We start from the raw sequence: 22,474 nt of genomic DNA on the forward strand, positions 1-22,474 counted from the left end.
CAAACAATGACCCCTTATGATGCCCTCACCGAAGTGAACGCAGTGATGGACCGTCTGCGTGCGGTGCGCGAAACTCTTGGTAAGAAACTGGCGGACGGAAGCTGCCAATCCAGTGAATTGCGGCAAATGTCTGACTTGCATGATCGCGTCGCACTGGCCATCGCCGCCTACAAGCGCGGGAAGTAAAAGTGCGCATACACATCTTGGATGACTGGTTTGATACGCTTCGCAAACTTCCCAGTTTTCGAATGCTGGATGGGCACGACGTCCAAGTTTGGACCGACCATGTCGACGATGTGAATACGCTGGCGGATCGTTTGGCGGACGCAGATGCCGTGGTTCTGTTCCGGGAACGCACCAAAGTCACTAGAGAGCTTGTAGCACGCCTGCCCAAATTGCGCGTGATCAGTCAACGCGGCGTCTATCCGCACATCGATATTGCCGCCTGTTCCGAGCACAAGGTGCTTGTGTGTTCAAAAATACCAAGCGGAGGTGGCACCAATCACGCTGCTGCTGAGCTGACTTGGGCGCTGATCATGGCGGGCATGCGCGACCTGCCGGCACAGATGGCAAGTGTAAAGGCAGGCAACTGGCAGTCCGGTGTGGGCAAGACCCTGAACGGCAGGCAACTCGGGCTTTATGGCTATGGCCGGATTGCCAAGGCTGTGGCAGGCTACGCAGAGGCATTTGGAATGCGCGTGGTCTGGTGGGCGTCCGAGGAAGGGCGCAAACGCGCCGCTGCGGATGGTCGAACACTTGCATCAGATCGCTCGTCCTTCTTTGCAGATAGCGACATCATTTCCGTGCACGTCAGGCTGAAACCGGAAACCAAAGGGATCATCACTGCAGATGATTTTGCAGCCATGCGATCTGATGCGTTGTTCGTGAATACCTCACGCGCAGGCCTCATTGCACCCGGCGCGTTGCTGGCCGCGTTGAATGCCAACCATCCCGGCAAGGCTGCGATTGACGTCTTCGATACTGAACCGCTTATCGATCGCAATGACCCTTTGCTGGCACATCCCAATCTGATTGCGACCCCGCACATCGGCTTTGTAACCGAGGACGAGTTCGACCTGCAGTTTTCTGACATTTACGAACAGCTCAATGCCTTTGCCGCGGGTGCTCCGATCCACATGGCAAACCCGGAAGCATTCTCTTAACATTCTGACAGAATTGCGCAAATTTGCGCAATTACGATGGGCAAGCTGCGTCTTTTGGGCTGTGTTCCCAAAGGCATCAGACGTGGCGCAAAACGCCTGTCACAATTTTCCAGAGTTCCGCGCCTGTTACAAATGCATTGCGCGGATGGGTTGGCGTGCTGTCTTCGACTGACATAACTGGTGGCTTTATGTGCGCCGTCCAAAGCCTTGTCCACATGGCTTCCTCCTGCGTCATGGCCATCGTCGATGGGTTCAGCTGGCCGGTTGCCAGGTGAAAGGCTTCCTTATCTGTGGACCTCAGAACGGCTTCCAGATCAGCGCAACTCTGATTTATGCGATCATCGCATCAATAACCGATAAACCGTCATTTGTCAGATCAAAATAGGCACTGTAGTCAGAGTTCAACAGAGGACTACCCATGACCAAATCATATGACATCGCCGTTATTGGCGGCGGCAATGCGGCCTTATGCGCCGCTATGACCGCTGCCGAAGCCGGTGCCAAAGTACTGATCCTTGAGACCGCGCCCAAGACCTATCGTGGCGGCAATTCCCGCCATACCCGAAACTTCCGGTGCATGCATACCGGGCCGCTTGGCCCGCTGGTTGAGGACTATAGCGAAGAGGAATACCTGGCCGACCTTCTTAAGGTCACCGGCGGGAAGACCGACAAAGATTTGGCACGGCTGGCTATTCACACATCCGAAGAATGTCTGCCATGGATGCAAGAGCATGGTGTCCGTTTCCAGCCTTCGTTGTCTGGTACGCTGTCGCTTGCGCGCACCAATGCGTTCTTCATGGGTGGGGGTAAAAGCCTTGTGAACGCCTATTACCGCACCGCTGAAAAACTGGGTGTTGATGTGCTCTATGAGGCTGCGGTTACCCATTTGGAACTCGAAGGCGACCAGATCACACGCGTGGTTTATACCTGCGAGGGGCAGATGCATAGCATCTCGCCCAAATCCGTGGTGGTCGCCTCGGGTGGGTTTCAGGCAGACACCGATTGGCTGACCCGTGCATGGGGACCGGCAGCGCAGAACTTTCTGATCCGCGGCACCCCCTACAACCGTGGAGTGGTCTTGGCGGATCTGCTGGACCAAGGTGTGCAGTCTGTAGGGGACGCCGACCAATGTCATGCGGTTGCAATCGACGGGCGCGCGCCCAAATACGACGGCGGCATTGTGACCCGGCTGGACTGTGTGCCGTTCTCCGTTGTTGTGAACAAAAACGCTGAGCGGTTCTATGACGAAGGCGAGGATGTTTGGCCAAAACGCTATGCGATCTGGGGGCGTCTTGTTGCCGCGCAACCTGATCAGGTGGGTTATGTGATCATCGACGCCAAGTCGCTGGAATTGTTCATGCCCTCGGTGTTTCCGCCCCTGAAGGCGGACACATTGGAAGAACTCGCAGGCATGATGGACCTGCCTGCCGATAAACTGCGCCAGACCGTGGACCGCTTCAATGCGGCCTGTGGTGACACATCGAAGTTTCACCCAACCGAGCTGGATGGTGTGGCCACCTCTGGGATCACCCCGCCCAAGACAAATTGGGCGCGCCCGCTCACCGAGCCACCCTTTTATGGCTACACGCTACGAACCGGTGTGACTTTCACATATCTGGGTCTGAAGGTGGACCGCAACGCGCAGTGTTCGACCAAGACCGGCCTGATCCGCAATTTGTGGGCGGCAGGCGAAACCATGGCCGGATCCATCCTTGGCCAAGGGTATCTGGCGGGATTTGGCATGACGATCGGAACTGTCTTCGGACGTATCGCAGGACGGGAGGCCGCAGCCTATGCAAACAAATGACCTGATCCAAGAGGCCCGTCGTCAGGCGGAAATCTGCAACGCCTGTCGCTACTGCGAAGGCTATTGTTCGGTGTTTCCGTCTATGCATGCGGGCCGGGCGTTTTCGGATGGCGACATCACCCAGCTGGCCAACCTGTGCCACAACTGCCGGGGGTGTTATTATGCCTGCCAATACACGGCACCACATGCGTTTGACCTGAACCTGCCCAAAGCGCTGGCCGAGGTACGGCGCGATTCGTGGGAAGTCCATGCCTGGCCACAACCGCTGGCCCGGCGTTTCCATACACATGGCGGCGCGATCGCCTTGTCGTTGGTGGTTGGCTTTGCGCTGATCCTGTTTGCATTGCGGGCATTGGGCGGCGGCAACCATGGCGACGGGTTCTATGCCGCGCTTTCTCACAACGCGATGGTGGCGATTTTCCTGCCGGCCTTCGTGCTGCCTCTGGTCAGCCTTTTCATTGGGCTGCGCCATTATTGGCGAACCGTCGGCGGGGAGCCAATCCGCCTGTCCCACATCACCGCTGGATTTGGCATGGCGGCCAGAATGAAAGACCTCGCGGCTGGGCATGGAGACGGATGCAACTTTGAAGACGAAGACCGCTTCAGTCATGCGCGTCGCCATGTGCATCAGGCTATCATGTATGGCTTTCTGCTGTGTTTCGCTGCCACGTCGGCCGGGACTGTAATGCACTATGTCTTTAACATGCCCGCCCCCTATCCGCTCTTCTCACTGCCAAAAGTTTTGGGCCTGTCGGGCGGACTACTGCTGACCTTTGGATGCGGCGGAATGGTTATGCTGAAACGGAAGGCAGACCGGGCCTTGGGTGATCCGAAGGCTTGGGGGGGCGAAATCGGCTTTATTCTTCTGCTGGGGTTTGTCGGCTTGTCCGGACTTGTCCTTTATGCCCTTGGGGCGACGACCTGGATGCCGATGATGTTGGCCCTGCACCTTGGCGCAGTTCTCACCTTCTTCCTGCTCACGCCTTTCACCAAGATGGCGCATGGGTTCTATCGCTTGGCAGCACTGGTCCGGGATGCGCAGCGTCGTTCATTGCGATAACGCACAAGTCGGTTGGTCACGGTTGCAACCGACTTCTTCCCGTGTCTGTGTCTGCATATGTGACAATTGGCGTCGCAGTCGGCAGGTACAAACCGATCCAGCCAGATCTTTGAAAGCAGACGTTGTTTTTGGGTTCGCAAGAGTGATTGCACCGCACTACCGCAAATCGGCTTAGTCCATACCGTGAGCGTAGTGTATCATTCTTGGCCCGATCAGCGGTTGCTGTATCCGGTTTATTTTCGGCAAGCCGAGGACAGCCCTTTTCATATCTCGCTGCCGTGAAATCGCTGGGTTTGCCCGATCGGCTCTCGTCCTGGAGACCTTCGTCTCGATCCTTACCGCCATCTTCAGCCAGCTGAGACATTTTGTTTTCACGATTCGTCGCGAGCAATTGTGAACCAGCTGGTGGAACAACCGCTCTTCATAGAAGTCGCGCGCCGCGCTGTTGAGGCGCATGGAGTTTTTCCGACACCCCTCACGACGCTAGGTATCGGCTCATCAGCGAGAAAAGTTCGGCCTGTGAGGAGATCTCGCATTTGCGATAAAGCTGTTTCCGGAAGACCTTCACGGTTTGCGGGCTGATTCCCAGACGAAGCCCGATCGAGATCGTGCTGTGGCCGCGCAGGATCAGAAGGGCAACCTCGCATTGTCGTTTACTCAGGCTGATTTCTCGGTGCTCCAGAAGCTTTTTTTGCAGGTTTTTGACCAGTGTTTCGTTCGTGTAGTCCCCGCGGGCAGACAAATTGCTCCACTGTTTTTTCATCAAACCACAGGCAATGGTGCTTATTCTTTGGGCAACTTCCATGTCGCGCCCAGAAAAAGAGCGTCCGGAACTTCGGTCCCGGCCCAGACACAATTGAACTGATACCCCCCGAGCCACGCGGGCGTGATAGCAAATCTCGTCGATCATCGTCGTGCGGCCATAATACTTGGCGTAGTACTCGTTGCGGTGAAAATGATCGGGAGCACAGTCGCGCAGCCGATAGAGACCGTCTTCGGCCTTATCCACGTGTAGATCATGAAAAGGATCAAGTAGGTAAATACTTGAAAGATAATCCCTTTCCATGCGTTCATGGACTTGCTTCACATTCGTATGGCTGAAGAAAAGCTCGGGCTGACGGGTCTGGTAAAAAGCCAGAATTGTACAGTTGTCGATCTCGAAGCACCGCCGCAGCCAATCGTAAATCGCCTGTGAAAACTCAACCGTCGCCAGCGACGTGATCGCATGTGAAAGATGCTCTTCGGAGGAATTAATCAGGCTCTGCATCATACCACCTTGGGGGTATGTACCCCCTTTGAATCCGTTTTCATACTCATTCCAATCTTTTCAGGGGTATACAATCAAAGGCTGCTATGGAAAACCGCGACATTGCCATTGACGTAAAAAACGCCGTTAAGCGATATGGCACGTTCACCGCGCTCAAACAGATTTCGCTGTCCATCGCGGACAATGAGTTCTTTACGCTTCTCGGTCCGTCGGGCTGCGGGAAGACAACGCTTCTGCGTATGATCGCAGGGTTCGAGGATGTGACCGAGGGCACGATCCACCTCTATGGCGAAGAGATTGCAAACCTGCCGCCCAACAAACGCCCGGTCAACACCGTGTTCCAGAACTACGCGCTGTTTCCGCACATGGACGTGCTGGAAAACGTGGCCTTTGGTCTTGAAATGCGCGGTTGGAGCAAACGCGATGCAAAAGCCAAAGCCGGACAGATGCTTGAACTGGTGCAACTGACGCAATTCGCCAAACGCAAGCCGGCACAGCTTTCCGGCGGCCAACAACAACGTGTGGCCCTGGCGCGCGCACTGGCACCCGAACCCAAAGTGTTGTTGCTGGACGAGCCGCTTTCAGCGCTGGATCTGAAGCTGCGAAAAGCCATGCAGCTGGAGCTGAAACATCTTCAGCGCGAAACCGGCATCACCTTCATCTTCGTCACCCATGATCAAGAGGAAGCGCTGACCATGTCGGATCGCATCGCGGTCATGTCTGCAGGCGAGCTGCAGCAGCTTGGAACCGCCCGCGAGATCTATGAAACCCCGCGCAACACGTTCGTGGCCGATTTCATTGGCGAGACAAACTTGCTTGAGGTCTCGGTGGACAAGATTGCAGAGGGCAGAGCCACCTGCCATTTGGGCGGTGGCCACGAATTGACCTGCAATGCGGTCGAGGGCATCAATGTCGGTGCGAAAGTCCGTATGAGCCTGCGCCCGGAGCGGTTGTTCATCTCTGACGCTGCGACGGAAAGCGAAAGCCTGAAAGGCCGGGTGGTCGAGAACATCTTTGCGGGCACGGACATCACCACGATTGTAGATCTGGCTGAAGGACCGAACTTTTCCGTACGGACCTCAAACTCTGACCGTGGAAACAGGCGGATATTCGAGCCCGGAAACGATGTCTTCGTCAACATGGAGCATGGGGCCGCGCGGCTCCTGATAGATTGATGGCATCAGGGGCAGCAAGCGGCGGCAGCGCCAACACCGACACTTACGAAGAGGCGCGGAGCTGGCTTTTGCTTCCGGCCTGGGTCACGCTGGTGGCTCTTTCTTTGATCCCGGTTCTTCTGATGCTGGTCTATTCCTTCCTGACCAAGGAATTTCGCGGCGGCGTCATCTGGGAGTTCAGCCTGGCGGCCTACGATCAGTTCTTCTTTGATCGCGGGCTGTTTGGGGACGATCCGGCGACGCTGGAATGGACCTATATTACCATCTTTTGGCGCTCGATCTGGCAGGCTGGTGCGGCGACACTGCTGAGCCTTCTGATCGGATTTCCCACCGCGTATTTCATCGCCACGCGGCCCGAAACATCTCGTCCTATCTGGGTGTTTCTGGTCACGATCCCTTATTGGGTCAATCTGCTGATCCGGACTGTGTCGATGAAATTTCTACTGCGCGATCAGGGCCCATTGAACGATCTTCTGATCGGTCTTGGTCTGATCGATAGCCCGTTGCATATGGTGAACACCAATTTCGCCGTTCAGCTTGGGCTGTTTTATTCCTACCTCCCGTTCATGGTCCTGCCGATCTATGCCGCAGTAGAGCGCTATAACTTCGCGCTCAGCGAAGCAGCGGCTGATCTCTATGCCAGCAAATGGACCACCTTGCGGCGCGTTCTTCTGCCTTCGGTAAAGCCGGGTGTGATTGCGGGTTGCATCCTGGTTTTCGTGCCTTCACTCGGCGCGTTCCTGGCGCCGGACCTTCTGGGTGGCGCGAAAAATTTCATGATCGGCTCACTCATTGAAGAACAGTTCAAGGGCAATGCGGGCAACTGGCCATTTGGGGCTGCGGCCTCGATGATCCTGCTGACCATGGTGCTGATCATCCTCATGATATTCGCTCGCCAGCAGGCGCGCGCCGAACGAGAGGTTTGAGCATGCCCAGCAACAGTTTCGATATCAAGTCCTATCGAGGGTTTCAGGCAATCACGATCCTCTGCCTAATCATCCTTTATGCGCCGCTCATCGTGGTCATGATCTATAGCTTTAACGCGTCGAAATCGATCACGGTCTGGGAAGGCCTGTCGCTGCGCTGGTATGCTGATGTATTTACCGGCCCTGAAAGCGGCAAATTCAAACTGGCGGCCTGGAACAGCTTCTTGATCGCCACCATTGCGGCAACCGTGGCCACGACGATCGCCACATTGGCTGCGACAGGCATGATCCGCGCGGGCAAGTTCCGCCTGCGCAATCTGTCCTACGGCCTAATCTCGCTGCCGTTGATGGTACCCGAGATCGTGACTGCCGTGGCCACGTTGATTTTCTTCAACGCGATCGCGTTCGAGCGCGGGCTGATGACCATCCTTCTGGCCCATATCGCCTTCTGTATCCCCTTTGCCTATCTACCGATTTCAGCGCGAATGCAGGGGATCGAGGACAGCTATGAGCAAGCTGCATTGGATCTTTATGCCACCAAACGGCAAGCGTTCACGAAGATCCTGATGCCTTTGATGATGCCGGGCATCATCTCAGGATTTCTGCTGGCCTTCATCGTGTCGCTGGATGATTTCATCATCACAAACTTCGTTAAAGGCGCAGGCGTTGAAACTCTGCCCACGGCGATTTTCGGCGCGGTCAAACAGGGGATCAAACCCAACATCATGGCGATCTCCACCATGCTTCTTGGCGTGTCGGTGGTCATGGTCACGATTTCCTACTTCATCAGCAAAAAAGACCAAAAAAGCTAACCAACAGGAGACCTCTTATGAAAAAACTGCTTTCCACAGCTGCCACGGCGTCGCTTCTGACGATCATGGCGCAGACTGCCCAGGCCGACGGTCAGGTGGTTGTGTATCACTGGTTTGAATACATCCCTCAGGAACTGGTGGACAAGTTCACCGCAGAAACCGGCATCGAAGTTGTCATGGACACTTTCGATTCCAACGAAGCGATGCTGGCATCACTAAAGGCCGGTGGGATGGGTACCTATGATGTGTCGGTGCCCGGCGACTATATGGTTCAGATCATGGCGACTGAGGGCCTGCTGGACACGATCGCCGAGGGCGAACTGGCAAACAAAGGCAACATCGCACCCGAATGGCTGGACGTGTCTTATGACCCGGGCCGCGTACACTCGATCCCATATCAGTGGGGGTCGACTTCGTTCATGGTGGATACCGCAACGTATGATGGGGACATTGACACCACCGACATCCTCTTTAACCCGCCCACCGAACTGTCAGGCAAAATCAACATGCTGGACAGCCAGGGCGAAGTGCTTGCTATGGCCGCGCTGCACCTTGGCATTCCGCAATGCTCGCAGGATCGTGAGCAACTGAAAGCGCTGGATGCGATGTTGCAAAAGGCCAAAGTTCACTGGGCATCCTTCAACTCGGATACGGCAAAAGAGGTCCTGGTGTCAGGCGATGCGGCAGTGGGTCAGATCTATGACGGGTTCGGCGCCAAAGCTCGCGCTGAACGCGATACGCTGAAGTATGCCTTCCCGACCCAGGGCTATGTGGTCTGGATGGACAATGTGGTGTTACTAAAAGACGCGCCAAACCGCGAAAACGCTTTGAAATTCATGGACTTCTTGCTGGAGCCAGAGAATATCGCTGCGGTGTCAAACTATGCGCGCTACGGGTCCGGCCTAAAAGACGTTGCCGAATTCTTGGACCCCGAACTGGCCACGTTGCCGGAATCCAACCCACCGGCAACGGCTGGCGCTGGCGCGTTCATTCAGGTTTGTGACGAGGCCACGCAGGCTGTCTATGACCAAATCTGGACCAATGTGAAAAAGTGAGTCTGACTTTAGCCATATACCAGGGGTCGCCTGTCATGGGCGATCCCGAGGCCGCTTTGACATGTCTCGAGAGGCAGCTGTCGACGGCCTCAGCGGCCGGGGCCAGCATGCTGGTCATGCCCGAGCTGTTCCTGCCCGGGTACAATCAGCCTGCACTTCACAAATCGCTGGCGCAATCACTCAATGGCGACTGGATGCAGCGGCTACGTCATATGATGCTTAGCAAAAATTGCGGTGTGACGATTGGTTGGGCCGAGAGAACCGAAGCGGGTGTTTTCAACGCGGCTACGGCCATAGACCGGGATGGTAACATTCTGGGCCACTACCACAAAATTCAGCTTTTTGGTGACATGGAGAAACGAAGCTTCGTGCCAGGTGACAGATATGTCATCTTCGATTTGGATGGCATCCGCACTGCCTTGCTGATCTGCTATGACGTGGAATTTGCGCAGCATGTGCACGCGCTGGCAGCACAAGGCGTATCGTTGATCCTTGTGCCTACGGCCAACCCCACTGGTTACGAACACGTTCCTGAACACCTGCTGCCCGCCCGTGCCGCCGAGATGGGCATAAGCATTGCCTATGCCAATTACTGCGGTAGCGAAGGTGATCTGTCCTTCTGCGGCCAATCCCTGCTGGTCGGACCTGACGGACGTTACCGCGCCAAAGCTGGTGCTTCACCGGCACTTTTGATCGCCGATCTGTCTGCGGAGATTGCGCCCGCGCTCCGTTCAACCCAACTCACTGACCTTCGAAAGGTGCAACCCTATGTCTCTTGATATCGATATCTCGACCGATGGTGTTCTGACCGCAGACACCCATCTGGTCCAGTCCTTTGCCGACCTCAATGCGCTGAAGCAAGATGGCAACCGCACCGCGATTGTCGGGGCTGAAGGGGCCTTTGTCACGGACAGTGAAGGCCAACAGTTGATCGATGGGATCGGCGGGCTGTGGTGCGTGAACGCGGGCCACAAGCGGAAAGAGATCATCGACGCGATCACCGATCAGCTCAACACGCTAGACTACTACTCGACCTTCTACAACTTCACGCATCCCACCGCGGCGGCGTTGTCCGCCAAGCTCGCCGAGCTTGCGCCAGGGCATCTGAACGCCGTCCATTTCGGCAACTCAGGATCGGTCGCCAATGACAGCGCAATCCGCATTTTGCATCATTATTATAACCGTCTGGGCAAGCCAAATAAGAAACTCGTACTCAGCCGTCAGGGCGCGTACCATGGATCCACCTATTTGGCGATGGCCATGACCCAGCCCGCCTATTCCACTGGCTGGGATACGGCCCAGGGTCTGGTCCATCACCTGCGCTGCCCGCATCACTGGCGCGAGGGCGAGGGGATGACCGAGACCGAGTTCCTGGACGTGTTGCTGGATGATGCCAAATCGCGGATCGAGGCCTTGGGAGCCGAGAACATCGCCTGCTTCATTGCCGAACCCATTCAGGGGGCTGGGGGACTGATTGTTCCACCCGAAGGCTATCACGCGAAGATGGGCGCACTGATGCGCGACTATGACATCAAATATATAACCGACGAGGTCGTGACCTCGTTTGGCCGTCTGGGGCACTTCTTTGCTTCAAAAGACGTGTTCGGCGTGCAGCCAGACATCATCACCACAGCCAAGGGCCTGACCTCAGGCTATCAGCCACTGTCGGCAACGATCCTGAGCGACGAAATTCACGAGGTGATTTCCGGTGAAGGCGCAATGTTCCTGCATGGCATGACCTATTCTGGCCATCCTGCAGCATCTGCCGCAGCACTTGCCAATATTGCGCTGATGGAACGCGACCAAATTCCCGAGCGTGTGCGCACGACCGGGAAGCGGTTCGAGAGCAATCTGCGCGAGCTGGCCGATCTTGATCTGGTCGGCGAAGTCCGCGGCAGCCACTTCATGATGGGCATCGAATTTGTCAAAGACAAAGAGAAGAAAACCCCCTTTGAACCCGAGGATCAAATTGGTCTGAAGATTGCGCGTGCCGCGCAAAACCGGGGCCTGATTGCCCGTCCTCTGGGCAACATCCTTATCCTCTCGCCGACCCTGATCATGACAGAAGAACTGATTGATCAGACGTCGGGCATCCTGCGTGACAGTATCACCGAGGTGCAGAGCGCGCTTTAAAAGCGCGCGCATCCTTTCATACATACTAATAAGATAGGTAAGAAAATGTCTGCTGAACACACTGACGTCCTGATCATAGGTGGCGGCCAGGCCGGGATCGCGATGAGCGAACACCTGAACAAAGCTGGCATCGATAATCTCATCCTCGAAAGGGCGCGTACTGCGGAACGCTGGCGATCGGAGCGCTGGGATTCCCTGGTTGCCAACGGCCCAGCTTGGCATGACCGGTTTCCGGGCCGCACCTTCGAAGCACACAAGCCAGACGCTTTTGTGCCCAAGGAAGAAGTTGCTGATTACCTGGTTGAATATGCCGAGCAAATAGGTGCGAATATTCGCGAAAACACCGAAGTGCACGACCTGAGCCGCAAGGAAAGGGGCGAAGGGTTCATTGCCAAAACCTCGCAGGGCGAGATCTCGGCGCGCTACGTGGTGTCGGCCACAGGGCCGTTTCAAAAGCCGGTTATCCCGCAAATCGTGCCAGAAGATTCAGGCGTAACGCAAATTCATTCGGTCAACTACCGAAACCCTGATGCCTTGCCCGAAGGTGCGGTGCTGGTTGTCGGTGCTGGGTCCTCTGGTGTCCAGATCGCCACCGAGCTGGCGGCGGCGGGGCGCAAAGTCTATCTGTCTGTTGGTCCGCATGATCGCCCGCCGCGTCGCTATCGGGGCCGCGATTTCGTTTGGTGGCTTGGGGTGCTGAACCTCTGGGATACCGAGTTCACGCCCGGCACCGAGCATACAACCATTGCCGTAACGGGTGCTTATGGCGGGTATACAATTGACTTCCGCCAGCTTGCCGAAACGGGCGTTACTCTTGTGGGGCGGACGGATGGTTTTAAGGATGGGAAAATCAGCTTTGCCGGTGATCTGATTAAGAACATCCATAACGGCGACGCCAACTATCTGGCGACACTGGATCTGGCCGATGCCTATGCCGAACGAAATGGGATCGACCTGCCGGAAGAACCCGAAGCGCGCATCATCGGTGCTGACCCCGACTGCATGACCAACCCGCTTGTGGATCTGGACCTGGCCGAGGCCGGGGTTGGCACCATTCTTTGGGCCACCGGGTTTGGGTATGACTACGACTGGCTCAATGTGGACGCCTTGGACGAAAAGGGCCACCCCGCACATAAGCGTGGCGTCTCGACCGAACCCGGATTTTACTTTCTGGGTCTTGCTTGGCAGTCGCGGCGGGGATCGCCCTTCATTTGGGGGGTCTGGCATGATGCAAAATTCATTGCCGATCACATCTCCAAGCAGGAAGGCTACCTGGCCTATCAGGGCTCAGCCGAACGGCTCCCGGCAGAATAAGCCGTCAGAAGAAGGACATAGATCATGGCCCACACACGCATACGTAAGTTCAACACCTCGGACACCTATCCCGAACAAAACCTCGACAATGACCTTTGCCAGGCGGTCGTCGCGCGCGGAACCACGGTGTTTCTGCGCGGGCAATGCCCGCAGGATCTGGACACGGCGGTTAATATCACAAGCAGTGATCCGGTCGAGCAAACACACAAAGTCATGCAGAACATTCGGCAGCTAATTGGTGAAGCCGGGGGCGAGATGGCGCATTTGTGTAAGGTCGTGGTCTATATCACCGATATGAAAAACCGCGAGGCGGTTTACCGCACGATGGGCACATATATCAAAGGCATACATCCCTGCTCGACCGGCCTATGCGTGACCGCGCTGGCACGCCCCGATTGGCTGGTCGAGATCGACGCCACCTTCGTAATTCCGGACGAAGGTGTGAACTCGTGACCTTTTCCATCGTGGCGCGCTGCGCCGAGACAGGTCAATTTGGCGTTGCGATTTCCTCATCCTCGCCCGCAGTGGCCGCACGCTGCGCTTTTGCACAGCCGGGTATTGGCGCGGTGGCGTCGCAGAACATCACCAATCCCGCCCTTGGCCCCGCCGTGTTGTCCCACCTCGCGGCGGGGCAGTCGGCAGTTGAAGCCGTAGCCCAAGCCATATCGGACGAAGCCTTTCCCGACCACCGACAGATCCTGGCTGTAGATGGCACAGGGGCGGCAGCAGTGCATTCCGGGGAGAATGCCCTGGGCATCTGGACCTCGGCTATCGGGACAGATTGCGCGGCGGGCGGCAATCTTCTGGCCAATGATACGGTTCCTGCTGCCATGGTCGCTGAGTTCGAAACCGCAACAGGCACGCTCGCGGACCGTTTGATCTTGGCAATGCAAGCCGGTCTCCACGCTGGGGGCGAAGCCGGGCCAGTGCATTCTGCCGGGCTGCTGATTGCTGACAAACAGGTCTGGCCTTATGCCGAATTGCGCTGCGACTGGACCGAAGACTGCCCGATCGCTGCCGTTGCCCGCGCCTGGGAGGTCTACAAACCTCAAGCGGATGACTATGTCACCCGCGCACTTAATCCCACCGAAGCGCCATCTTATGGCGTCCCCGGAGATGAGTAGGATCTGATGATGCTGAGCTATGAAGAATACAAGACCAAAGCCGCGGCGCTAAACTTTCGCACCGATTGCTGGATCGACGGTAAGTTCATCCCCGCGATCAGTGGCGAGACCTTCGCCAGCGTCAATCCCGCCACGGGCAAAACTCTGTGTGATGTTGCACGTGGCAATGCGGCGGATATTGACCGTGCCGTCGGCAGTGCGCGCGCTGCCTTCGAAGACGGGCGCTGGTCTGGTAAAACACCGGCTGAACGCAAAGAGGTGCTCTTGAAGCTCGCCACGCTGATCCGCGAAAACCTGACCGAGCTGGCGCTTCTTGACACGCTTGATATGGGCAAGCCGATCTCGGAAACCGTGAATGTGGACGTTCCCGGATCGGCCATGTTCTTCCAATGGCATGCCGAGGCCATCGACAAGCTCTATGACGAAGTGGCCCCAACTGGAGGGCGCGATATCGCGATGATCCGGCGCGTTCCTCTGGGCGTGGTGGGCGCAGTGGTTCCGTGGAACTTCCCACTGGATATGGCGACCTGGAAACTTGCTCCTGCGCTGGCCTCGGGTAATTCCGTGGTGCTGAAACCGGCCGAGCAGTCGCCCTTATCCGCGCTCTATCTCGCCGAACTTGCGCAACAAGCCGGGCTACCAGATGGCGTGCTGAACGTGGTGCCGGGCTTTGGCGAGGATGCTGGCCAGGCGCTCGGACGCCATGAGGACGTGGACTGCCTTGTCTTCACTGGCTCCACCGCCGTTGGAAAGTTGTTCCAGCGCTATGCCGGTGAGAGCAATATGAAGCAGGTCTGGCTTGAGACCGGCGGCAAAAGCCCCAACATCATTTTCCCTGACGCGGATCTGGACAAGGCTGCAGACATGGCCGCCTTTGGTATTTTCTTCAATCAGGGAGAAGTCTGCTCGGCCAATTCGCGGCTCTTGGTGCATAAAGATGTCGCCGACGATGTGCTTGCCAAGCTTATCACCCGCGCCGAGGCCATTCGTCTGGGCGATCCGCTTGATCCGGACACAAATATGGGCGCCATGGTCGACAGCGAACATGCAGGCCGTGTTGAACGTTTTCTGACCGCGGGCAAATCCGAGGGGCGGCTTGTGACCGGTGGCAACCGCGTCACCATCGGTACAAGCGATGCGTTCATCCAGCCCACGATCTTTGCTGACGTTGCCCCGGACGCCAAAATCAATCGCGAGGAGATCTTTGGCCCTGTGCTGGCCGTTCAAACCTTCGAAACCGATGACCAAGCCATCGCTATGGCCAATGACAGTATCTATGGTTTGGCGGCCTCGGTCTGGACCGCAGATTTGAGCCGCGCGATGGACGTCTCGGACCGTCTGAATGCAGGAACGGTTTCAGTGAATACGGTTGACGCGCTCTCGCCGATGACACCCTTTGGTGGCATGAAACAATCGGGCTTTGGCCGCGATCTATCGATCCATTCCTTCGACAAATACACGGCGCTGAAAACGGTTTGGGTGAAATACTGACATAATGACAGAAGAACGCGACCTAAGCGATGTGATTGACATCCTGGCCACATTGGTTGGGTTTGCGACACTGACGAATGGCCCCAATCTGGACCTGATCAATTGGGTCGAGGACGTCCTGACCGATGCTAGTTTCGTGGTAACACGTATTCCGTCGCCTTGTGGTACCAAGGCTGGGCTTCTGGCAAAATTCGGTCAAGGCGACGGCGGTGTTCTCTATTCTGCCCACAGCGATGTGGTGCCGATTGCGGGGCAGGATTGGACCAGCGACGCCTTTAAACTGCGCCGCGAGGGCGACCGCCTGATCGGCCGCGGCACCACGGATATGAAAGGCTTTTTGGCCTGTGTTCTGGCTCAGGCGAAAACGCTTCACGACAGCCCGCCCGCAAAACCGGTCATGATCGCCCTGTCCTGGGATGAAGAGATCGGCTGCCGTGGTATCCCCCATATGATCGATCATGTGATCCCCACGCTGGGCCGCCCGGATCTGGTTATCGTGGGCGAACCCACCGAAATGCAGCTTTGCCTGGGCCATAAGGGCAAGGCATCTTATCGGGCGACCTGTCACGGCGAAACGGGCCATTCTGCGCTGGCTCCGAATTTTCGCAACGCGCTTCATGTGGCGGCGGACGTCATGGCTGCCCTGAGGGACACGCAAGCCACCCTCGCCCAACATGGCGCGCGTGACCCAAACTATGACATCGCCTATTCTACAATCCACGCGGGGAAGATGTCCGGAGGCACCGCGCTGAATATCGTGCCGGAGCGGGCAGTGATCGACTTCGAGGTCCGGCATATTGCAGCGGAATCAGCGAGCGCAATCATTGCACAGCTGCGGCAGAGGCTGCCGCAACACGTCACCCTTGAGCAGACGAATGCCTATCCCGGTTTCGAGGCGGAGATGCCAAACCTGTTCAAACGAGATATCTCGGGTATTTACAAGCAAGCCTCCCCAATCAAGGTGGGTTTCGGAACGGAAGCGGGCTTTTTTGCTGGCCTCGGACTGCAAACAGTCGTCTGCGGGCCGGGCTCCATGAAGCAGGATGGACACCAGCCAAACGAGGGCGTTACGATCGCTCAATTGCGGTCGTGTAGCGAGGCTCTGAGTTTTGTTTCCGGACTTTGAAGGGACCTTACCAAAGGTAACCTGCGTTTTTTGCATCGATACACAACACGACATTCCATCAGTTCTGCCATCAATTTAGCCGACGCAACTCGCTTCAAGCTGGTGCAACGAACGCCAACTTCGTCCGCGTTTGAAACGTTTGAGCCCGATTGCAAGCTGTGCTTGCGGCGAGTGTCTGCACGTTCCAGCGCAGCTGCAGTTTGGGATCACTGCCTCGGCGCCGGATAAGGAGACTTTGGAAAGACTGATCCGCCGTGCGGACCGACTTGAACTCATAACTGACGCCAACGGTTCCGACGGAGGGTTCCAACCCGGCGTCTGCAAATCCACCATCAACTGCGCAAAGATACCCTTCCTTGTCGCTCGATCGCTTCCAACAGTTGTCGAGTGTTTCCGGGGCTTTCGCCCCCCGGAGCGAAGGCCGCCTTCGACCGTGTGGCCCGTATGCTTTTGGAGCATCGCGCTACCTTAAGCCATTGCGCTTGATGAAGGTACAGCGGGGAAACCGTCCCCCGGACCATTTTATTTTCCGCCTATCATCAACACGCAGCTTACCATGGGACTTCGGGAAAAGGGCTCAAGGCGTGCCATCTGCGCTTCGCTGAGCCAGAAAACATCAGACATGTTCACCGCTTGGTTTTCGAAACGTGAATCACGTCATAGGGCGGAAATCAAGCGGTTCTGATCCTAGATCGCACTGCTCTAAAATCATTCAGCAACTTCACCTCAGACTTTTGCGCATACCGTGAATGTCTGCAATCGCAGATGACGTCGCTTTGCGTGGAGGCGCCACTCAACGGCAGTTTTGGGCCACCCGTGAAGACAGCCCAAACCCTTCAGATTTCAACGACTTCGGAGAGGGTCAGTGCACCTTCAAGCTCAACGTCAAGGTATCTGATTGTGCTGTCCATCTTAATATGCCCTGATAGGAGCTGGACCGCCCGCAGGTTGCCGGTCTTCTCGTAGATTTGGGTCACATTCGTTCGCCTAATCGAGTGCGTGCCATAGGCGCTGGCCTCCAGACCAATGGATGATACCCACTCTCGCACTATCCGAGCGTACTGCCGATTGGGATGTGAAGCCGTTCGTGAAATCGCCCACTTTCATCTTTACGAGATTGCAGCCGCGCAGCTTGCTGTCGATGGCAAGATAAAAGAGGGCCAGATCACGGTGGTTCTTGGCCAGCTCCAGCCGCCCCCTGATCGCCCAGACGTGTTTGGGTTTGAGCCGTCTTTTCTGGCCGACGCGCCAGCCTTTGTTCCTGGCTGCGCGCAGCGCGCGGATATCGGGTGAGTTTGGTGTTTCCATGATAGACCCTCCGATCCATCACGCCCTCCCACATCAACAACCCGACGCTGAAAAGACATTACATCACATGATGTTGCGATGCGTCCGAGGTCGGCTTGGAACCTAAGTCGTGCATTGGCTTTGCCGTTGCGCGGGGCAGGAAACATTCTACAACAGCAATTCTTCTCTCGCTGCCTTGAAACTTGCAAACCACTAGCTGAACAGAAACGCAGCATTTAACGACCGGGTCGAACAAATTCACAACGCTGCCCGATTAGGGCGTCACCAGCCTTCTAGCATAGCTCGCCTAACGTGTTTTTCAACTCGGTTTGAGTAATTAAGGTTGCAACCAAGTACAGAGAAAACTAATGCTGTTTATGGAATGTTATACGGTTTTTTGTCATGGTCGGATTGCAGATCAGTCGCCAAGTTCAACAGGCTAGAGTTCAAAAGGATCCGGACTTTGCCGAATGGTATGTTGAGCAGGTCATGCGTACGCAGTTACAACAGTTTTATTGGGCGGTTTCGAACCAAGGGAAACGTGAGATGGTGATCAACGGGCGTCACTGGGCGCGGCGTTACGGGCTATCTGACTCGGAGGCGCAGGCACATTTCATCTCGCTCATGTGGAAAGTCGGCGCAAACTTTTTTGTTTTCCCAGGGTTCGTTGATGTGGTTCAGGACACGTCCCGCAATGATATGTCCCGAGTAGAAGCCTTTTACCAGGTCGACCAGGAACAGGCTGCCGAAGCGATCATCGGTTCAGATGACCGTTTCTGGTACCCCATAGAAAACGGCATTCTTAAGGAGTGGCTCGCATGAGTCAGGCACTGGGCAACGCTGGGGTGGACCACGGCAAGCTGAAGGATGACTATTCTTCGCTGCAGAACATGAGCAGCCAATATGCCGATCTCGCTGTAGAGGGTGGGTTCGCTGCGGCAGGGGCATTGCCACCGCCATTCGGCACAGCGGCGGATGTGGCCGCGTTGGGGCGGTCGTTGTGGCGGGGCGATTGGGGCGGTGCCCTGTTGGATGCGGTGGGATTCATCCCGGTGTTTGGTGATGGGGCCAAGGCTGCCAAGATCGCCGACCGACTAAATACGTTGCGGCGCAGCCTTGATGTTCTGAGCACAGGCGTAGCGCGAGGATTTAACAAGACCAAGGAAACAGCGCTGAAATATTGGGACGACATCGTAAAAAACAACGATGCCGCATACAAGGCCGCGCTGAGAAGTTGCAACGGGACCAAGGAATGTCTAGATGCTGCCGCCTTGCAGAAGGGGCCACAATACAAGAACACACCAAGCCAAAGCGGAACCTGGCAGCCGCCTGAAGGACGGGGTGATGGGGTCTTTACCCCCAACAACGGCGGGCCGCCGATCACATACAAGAACGGCTTTCCCGACTACAGCAGCCATGTGCACACACAAACCTTTAACGGCGTGTCGATCCGCTCTGAGGTGGATATCCCCATGACCGGCGCCCGCCGAACCGACTTCCGTTTGGCCGACGAGGCCATGGGCGCGCAAATTCCCGGCTGGCGAAGGCCCCCAAATCATACATGGCACCACAACGAAGATGGTGTGACAATGCAGCTGATCCCCTCCAACATGCACGGCACCGGGCAAGGCGCAGGCTCGCCCCACATGGGGGGAAATGCGCTCTATGGCTCAGGCAGCCGATCAGGAGACTTCTGAGATGACCGACATATTCATCTACCCACGCCGAGACGTACCCTTGGCCGATCCCTCAGAACGCGCTGCACGAGTTGCGGCCTTTGAGCAGGCACAGGGGCAGCAAGTGTCGGAGCCCTACCGCAGCTTTATGCTAAGATACGGAGGGGGGTTCCCATGGCCGAACGACTTGCCTTTGGCCTATCCAGCGACAAAAGCCGCATATGGCGAAGACCCTGCCGTCCTGTTCGAACTGTATGACTGGACACAGGTGGAAGCCCACGCCAAAGGCGAGATCTACGGCGACGCAACGCCACGTGATGTGCTGTTCATCGGTGATGCCGAGGGCGGGTTTCAGATCGTGATGAGCCTCATGCCGGATACCCGCGGCGCCATATATATGTGGCCGCACACCAGTTATCCCTGGGGACTTGCGGAAAACGACGCCTCGCGGTTTTTGCCACTGGCCAAAGATTTCGCCGACATGTTGGACCGCATCATCGAAGCCCCCGACAGCGCGGTTGGACGCCGCGTCTGGGAGAACGCCAAACAACAGGCTTCCGCCGTGCAGCTGGTGCTCTGAAACGATCCGATGTTCCTTCCACTGGCGGTCCGCGAGACTTTTATTGAACATTGGCGGCAAGACTTGCGCGACCTGTCTCTACCCGGCGTCAGCATTGAGTTGTCGCTTGCGGACACTGTCACTCTGGGAATGGCCTCAAGCTGGTTTCGGCAGAATTGCGTCGCGCCTTTGGTGCCCGGCTGGACAAAACAATTCCAAACTGAACTTGCTGCACGCGTAGCGACTTTTCCTAATGGCATCATGCCCCGTATCGGTTTTTGTAGTTGGAAAGGAACACAGGCCGCTCATTTGCCATCGCACGGTGTGCGCGGTGTGATGTACACGATCACCCAGGACCACACTCGTGTTGGGCGTGCTATTGCGGCCTACATCAATTCGGGCCAGCCGGTGGTATTGCATCTACGGGAATGGCTGGACATACCCCCCGAAAGCGAATTCCGGATCTTCATAAAAAACAAACGGATCATAGGTGTCTCGCAATACAATTGGCGGGTACGCTTTCCAGACATGGCAACGCACATCGGGCACGTTGCAACGGCCATCGGCGCGTTGGCGGAGCCCCTTATGGATGCGCTGCATGTCGAATCGACTGTGGCAGATGTCTACGTATACAAAAAAGATGAGCAGTTGAAGGCAACGTTGATCGAGCTTAATCCGTTTTTACCGCGCACCGATGCATGTCTGTTCGACTGGAACACACCAGCCGGGTTTGATGGCAGCATTCGTTTTGTACAGTAGGCTCAAAGGGTCGCCAAACTCCCAGCTCATCTAAGCATCCTTACAGCAACCGTGTAAACGAAATGAAAAAAGCGTTTTTTTCAAGCGCGGAAGGGTTGAGCTCGGTTCTTTTCACTTCGTCAGAGTAGAGCGACGGCAAGAGGTGCCTGACGTCAGCGCCTATGGATCCAATTGACGGTATTTGATAAGAGAGTGTTCTCCGCTCATCGTGACCATAAAGCCCTTACGACTTGATCTGGTTACTGAAGGCTGAAATCTCACGGTGGAAATGCTCGGAAATCTGGTCAAGGTTTCGGAAATGCGCGCCCAAGGCCACTTGCGCCTCGCCGACTGTTTTCAGCGTCTCGATAACAGGAGCAATTCTGTCAACTCTGCTTGGCAGCTGAACTCCTCCAATTGTGTCTGCCAGCACCAGCGCCTGAACGCGGCCTCGGTAGTCCAGTGCCAATTGCACGCAGGTCCAAACTCTCATCGACTGGTGATCAACATGCACGCTGTACTGAACCACCACTTGCTTGCTGGAGACCCAGAAGTAAGGTTCAGGACTGTGGAAAACAACGGGCGGTTCAATACCGCTTAACTGGGACACCCGCCTAGCCAAAGTTCTGAGCCTTCTGCATCTCCTTTCTTTAAAGCTCCCCAACAGCGGGAACTGCGGCCAACGCCGAAGAAGCTATAGCAGCAATCCGGGGAACGCGGGCCTAACCAGATCGGATTAGTGTTTCTCATTTCCGCAATTAGTTGGATCATTGCTTCAAGCGATCAACCCCAAGTCCTTGTTTAGACGACCTATTCTTGGCCTCAGCCTACATTTCCCAGCGAGACTTCAGGTTACAGACTCGTTTTCTTCTCACCTGGCAAAGTGCTCTCAAGCTCGGGCGTTATTGGGATATGTTCGGCATCGTCACCCAGCGGCAATTGAAACGGGCCCTTTGACCAGTCCGCTGCCTTCCAGGCCTCTTTTGCTTCCTCTATCCTGTCTCGGGATGAGGAAACGAAGTTCCACCAGATATACCGCTCTTCGCTCAATGTGGCACCACCCAGTGCCATAAGACGCGCGCCCTTTTCGCCTACTCGAGCGCTGAATTTGTCACCCGGTCGGAAGACCATCATTTGCCCGGCTTCAAAGACGTCACCCGCTATTTCGACCGATCCTTCAGTGACGTATATCCCGCGATCTTCCTGATCGTCCGGCAACGGGAAATGCGCAGCTGGCGCAAGAATAACATCGACATAGAATGTTTCAGACTGCATCGTCACTGGGCTGGATTTACCATAAGCGGAACCGAGAATTAGTTTTGCCTGAATACCCGTGTCTTGCAATTCTGGCAGCGCCGCATTCTTGTGGTGCTCAAAGTCCGGCGCCATATCTTCACGATCTTTGGGCAGCGCAATCCATGTCTGAATACCAAACAGCCGATTGCGCTTGGCGCGGGTTTCTTCACTGGTGCGTTCGGAATGCGTACCCCCCTGCCCGCAACCATCCAATTCACTTCGCCCGGATAGATCATCTGGTGCGTGCCAAGGCTGTCGCGATGTTCGAACTCACCATCATAAAGATAGGTGACGGTTCCAAGGCCGATATGCGGATGGGGGCGCACATCAATACCACCTTCTGTGATGAATTCAGCCGGGCCCATCTGGTCAAAAAAGATAAACGGCCTGGAACTGTCGCGGTTTGATGCCGCTCCTTTGATAGCATTTATTGCAGAAAAGGAGACGAACTATGGGACTGAAACG

The 22,474-nt window shown here is 56.2% G+C and carries 21 protein-coding genes and 3 pseudogenes; 19 read left to right on the forward strand and 5 right to left on the reverse strand.

The window, feature by feature from the left end; all coding sequences use genetic code 11:
* The first annotated feature begins 6 nt into the window (after positions 1 to 6).
* The 4 genes from GFB49_RS06155 to tcuB all read left to right on the forward strand — a co-directional run bounded on the left by GFB49_RS06155 (position 7) and on the right by tcuB (position 4,030).
* Positions 7 to 186, forward strand: coding sequence for a hypothetical protein (locus GFB49_RS06155; protein WP_153214950.1), 180 nt, complete (start codon positions 7 to 9; stop codon positions 184 to 186).
* 2 nt (positions 187 to 188) lie between these two features.
* On the forward strand, positions 189 to 1,163 hold the full coding sequence (locus GFB49_RS06160; protein WP_343032487.1) for a D-2-hydroxyacid dehydrogenase family protein: 975 nt from the start codon (positions 189 to 191) through the stop codon (positions 1,161 to 1,163).
* A 418-nt stretch (positions 1,164 to 1,581) separates the two neighbouring features.
* Positions 1,582 to 2,970: an FAD-dependent tricarballylate dehydrogenase TcuA gene (tcuA, locus tag GFB49_RS06165; protein ID WP_153214951.1), complete on the forward strand. Its 1,389-nt coding sequence runs from the start codon at positions 1,582 to 1,584 to the stop codon at positions 2,968 to 2,970.
* Positions 2,957 to 4,030, forward strand: a complete 1,074-nt coding sequence (gene tcuB / locus GFB49_RS06170; protein ID WP_153214952.1) for a tricarballylate utilization 4Fe-4S protein TcuB — start codon at positions 2,957 to 2,959, stop codon at positions 4,028 to 4,030. Before tcuA ends, tcuB begins: the two co-directional genes overlap by 14 nt.
* 475 nt (positions 4,031 to 4,505) lie before the next feature.
* On the opposite strand, the gene GFB49_RS06175 is transcribed toward tcuB, so the two are convergent.
* Complete coding sequence (locus GFB49_RS06175; RefSeq protein ID WP_246149628.1) at positions 4,506 to 5,297, reverse strand: helix-turn-helix transcriptional regulator; 792 nt, start codon at positions 5,295 to 5,297, stop codon at positions 4,506 to 4,508.
* A gap of 86 nt (positions 5,298 to 5,383) precedes the next feature.
* Here GFB49_RS06175 and GFB49_RS06180 point away from each other — a divergent pair, with 86 nt between their 5' ends.
* Genes GFB49_RS06180 through argE form a run of 11 tightly spaced genes read left to right on the forward strand, consistent with a single transcriptional unit; the run spans position 5,384 to position 16,453 of the window.
* Positions 5,384 to 6,472, forward strand: a complete 1,089-nt coding sequence (locus GFB49_RS06180; RefSeq protein WP_153214954.1) for an ABC transporter ATP-binding protein — start codon at positions 5,384 to 5,386, stop codon at positions 6,470 to 6,472.
* Positions 6,472 to 7,398, forward strand: a complete 927-nt coding sequence (locus GFB49_RS06185) for an ABC transporter permease (protein WP_153214955.1) — start codon at positions 6,472 to 6,474, stop codon at positions 7,396 to 7,398. The genes GFB49_RS06180 and GFB49_RS06185 overlap by 1 nt, the downstream gene beginning before the upstream one ends.
* A gap of 2 nt (positions 7,399 to 7,400) precedes the next feature.
* Positions 7,401 to 8,210, forward strand: a complete 810-nt coding sequence (locus GFB49_RS06190; RefSeq protein WP_153214956.1) for an ABC transporter permease — start codon at positions 7,401 to 7,403, stop codon at positions 8,208 to 8,210.
* Between the two features lie 17 nt (positions 8,211 to 8,227).
* Positions 8,228 to 9,265, forward strand: a complete 1,038-nt coding sequence (locus GFB49_RS06195; protein ID WP_153214957.1) for an extracellular solute-binding protein — start codon at positions 8,228 to 8,230, stop codon at positions 9,263 to 9,265.
* Positions 9,262 to 10,044, forward strand: coding sequence for a carbon-nitrogen hydrolase family protein (locus tag GFB49_RS06200; protein ID WP_343032488.1), 783 nt, complete (start codon positions 9,262 to 9,264; stop codon positions 10,042 to 10,044). Before GFB49_RS06195 ends, GFB49_RS06200 begins: the two co-directional genes overlap by 4 nt.
* The gene (locus GFB49_RS06205; RefSeq protein WP_153214958.1) at positions 10,034 to 11,398 is read left to right on the forward strand and encodes an aminotransferase class III-fold pyridoxal phosphate-dependent enzyme; all 1,365 of its coding nucleotides are present in this window, start codon (positions 10,034 to 10,036) and stop codon (positions 11,396 to 11,398) included. The genes GFB49_RS06200 and GFB49_RS06205 overlap by 11 nt, the downstream gene beginning before the upstream one ends.
* A gap of 45 nt (positions 11,399 to 11,443) precedes the next feature.
* A complete protein-coding gene (locus GFB49_RS06210; protein WP_153214959.1) occupies positions 11,444 to 12,712 on the forward strand; it encodes a flavin-containing monooxygenase in 1,269 nt (422 codons plus the stop codon).
* 24 nt (positions 12,713 to 12,736) lie between these two features.
* Positions 12,737 to 13,165, forward strand: coding sequence for a RidA family protein (locus GFB49_RS06215; protein ID WP_153214960.1), 429 nt, complete (start codon positions 12,737 to 12,739; stop codon positions 13,163 to 13,165).
* Positions 13,162 to 13,836 carry a DUF1028 domain-containing protein gene (locus GFB49_RS06220; RefSeq protein ID WP_343032489.1) on the forward strand — a complete coding sequence of 225 codons (675 nt, stop codon included), beginning with the start codon at positions 13,162 to 13,164 and terminating at the stop codon, positions 13,834 to 13,836. Before GFB49_RS06215 ends, GFB49_RS06220 begins: the two co-directional genes overlap by 4 nt.
* Positions 13,837 to 13,845: 9 nt before the next feature.
* Positions 13,846 to 15,327 carry an aldehyde dehydrogenase gene (locus GFB49_RS06225; protein WP_153214962.1) on the forward strand — a complete coding sequence of 494 codons (1,482 nt, stop codon included), beginning with the start codon at positions 13,846 to 13,848 and terminating at the stop codon, positions 15,325 to 15,327.
* Positions 15,328 to 15,331: 4 nt separating this feature from the next.
* Positions 15,332 to 16,453 (forward strand): acetylornithine deacetylase, encoded by a 1,122-nt coding sequence (gene argE / locus GFB49_RS06230; protein ID WP_153214963.1) that lies wholly within the window; start codon positions 15,332 to 15,334, stop codon positions 16,451 to 16,453.
* A gap of 358 nt (positions 16,454 to 16,811) precedes the next feature.
* Here argE and GFB49_RS21460 read toward each other — a convergent pair.
* Together GFB49_RS21460 and GFB49_RS06240 are read right to left on the reverse strand one after the other, a co-directional pair.
* Positions 16,812 to 17,077: pseudogene (locus GFB49_RS21460) on the reverse strand (transposase); the annotation flags it as partial.
* A 212-nt stretch (positions 17,078 to 17,289) separates the two neighbouring features.
* Positions 17,290 to 17,761, reverse strand: a pseudogene (locus GFB49_RS06240) (tyrosine-type recombinase/integrase).
* 381 nt (positions 17,762 to 18,142) lie between these two features.
* Between GFB49_RS06240 and GFB49_RS06245 the strand changes: the two are divergent.
* The 4 genes from GFB49_RS06245 to GFB49_RS06260 are packed head-to-tail and all read left to right on the forward strand — an operon-like array spanning position 18,143 to position 20,734.
* Positions 18,143 to 18,562 carry a hypothetical protein gene (locus GFB49_RS06245; protein ID WP_153214964.1) on the forward strand — a complete coding sequence of 140 codons (420 nt, stop codon included), beginning with the start codon at positions 18,143 to 18,145 and terminating at the stop codon, positions 18,560 to 18,562.
* A complete protein-coding gene (locus GFB49_RS06250; protein ID WP_153214965.1) occupies positions 18,559 to 19,437 on the forward strand; it encodes an HNH endonuclease in 879 nt (292 codons plus the stop codon). The genes GFB49_RS06245 and GFB49_RS06250 overlap by 4 nt, the downstream gene beginning before the upstream one ends.
* Before the next feature lies 1 nt (position 19,438).
* On the forward strand, positions 19,439 to 19,996 hold the full coding sequence (locus GFB49_RS06255; protein WP_194269276.1) for an SMI1/KNR4 family protein: 558 nt from the start codon (positions 19,439 to 19,441) through the stop codon (positions 19,994 to 19,996).
* Between the two features lie 9 nt (positions 19,997 to 20,005).
* Positions 20,006 to 20,734 (forward strand): cell division cycle protein 123 family protein, encoded by a 729-nt coding sequence (locus tag GFB49_RS06260; protein WP_153214967.1) that lies wholly within the window; start codon positions 20,006 to 20,008, stop codon positions 20,732 to 20,734.
* A 223-nt stretch (positions 20,735 to 20,957) separates the two neighbouring features.
* On the opposite strand, the gene GFB49_RS06265 is transcribed toward GFB49_RS06260, so the two are convergent.
* Together GFB49_RS06265 and GFB49_RS06270 are read right to left on the reverse strand one after the other, a co-directional pair.
* A complete protein-coding gene (locus tag GFB49_RS06265) occupies positions 20,958 to 21,323 on the reverse strand; it encodes a hypothetical protein (protein ID WP_153214968.1) in 366 nt (121 codons plus the stop codon).
* Between the two features lie 242 nt (positions 21,324 to 21,565).
* A pseudogene (locus tag GFB49_RS06270) lies at positions 21,566 to 22,395 on the reverse strand (pirin family protein); the annotation flags it as partial.
* Between the last annotated feature and the right edge of the window lie 79 nt (positions 22,396 to 22,474).

The sequence above is a fragment of the Tritonibacter litoralis genome (assembly GCF_009496005.1).
In the GTDB taxonomy this organism is placed as follows: domain Bacteria; phylum Pseudomonadota; class Alphaproteobacteria; order Rhodobacterales; family Rhodobacteraceae; genus Epibacterium; species Epibacterium litoralis.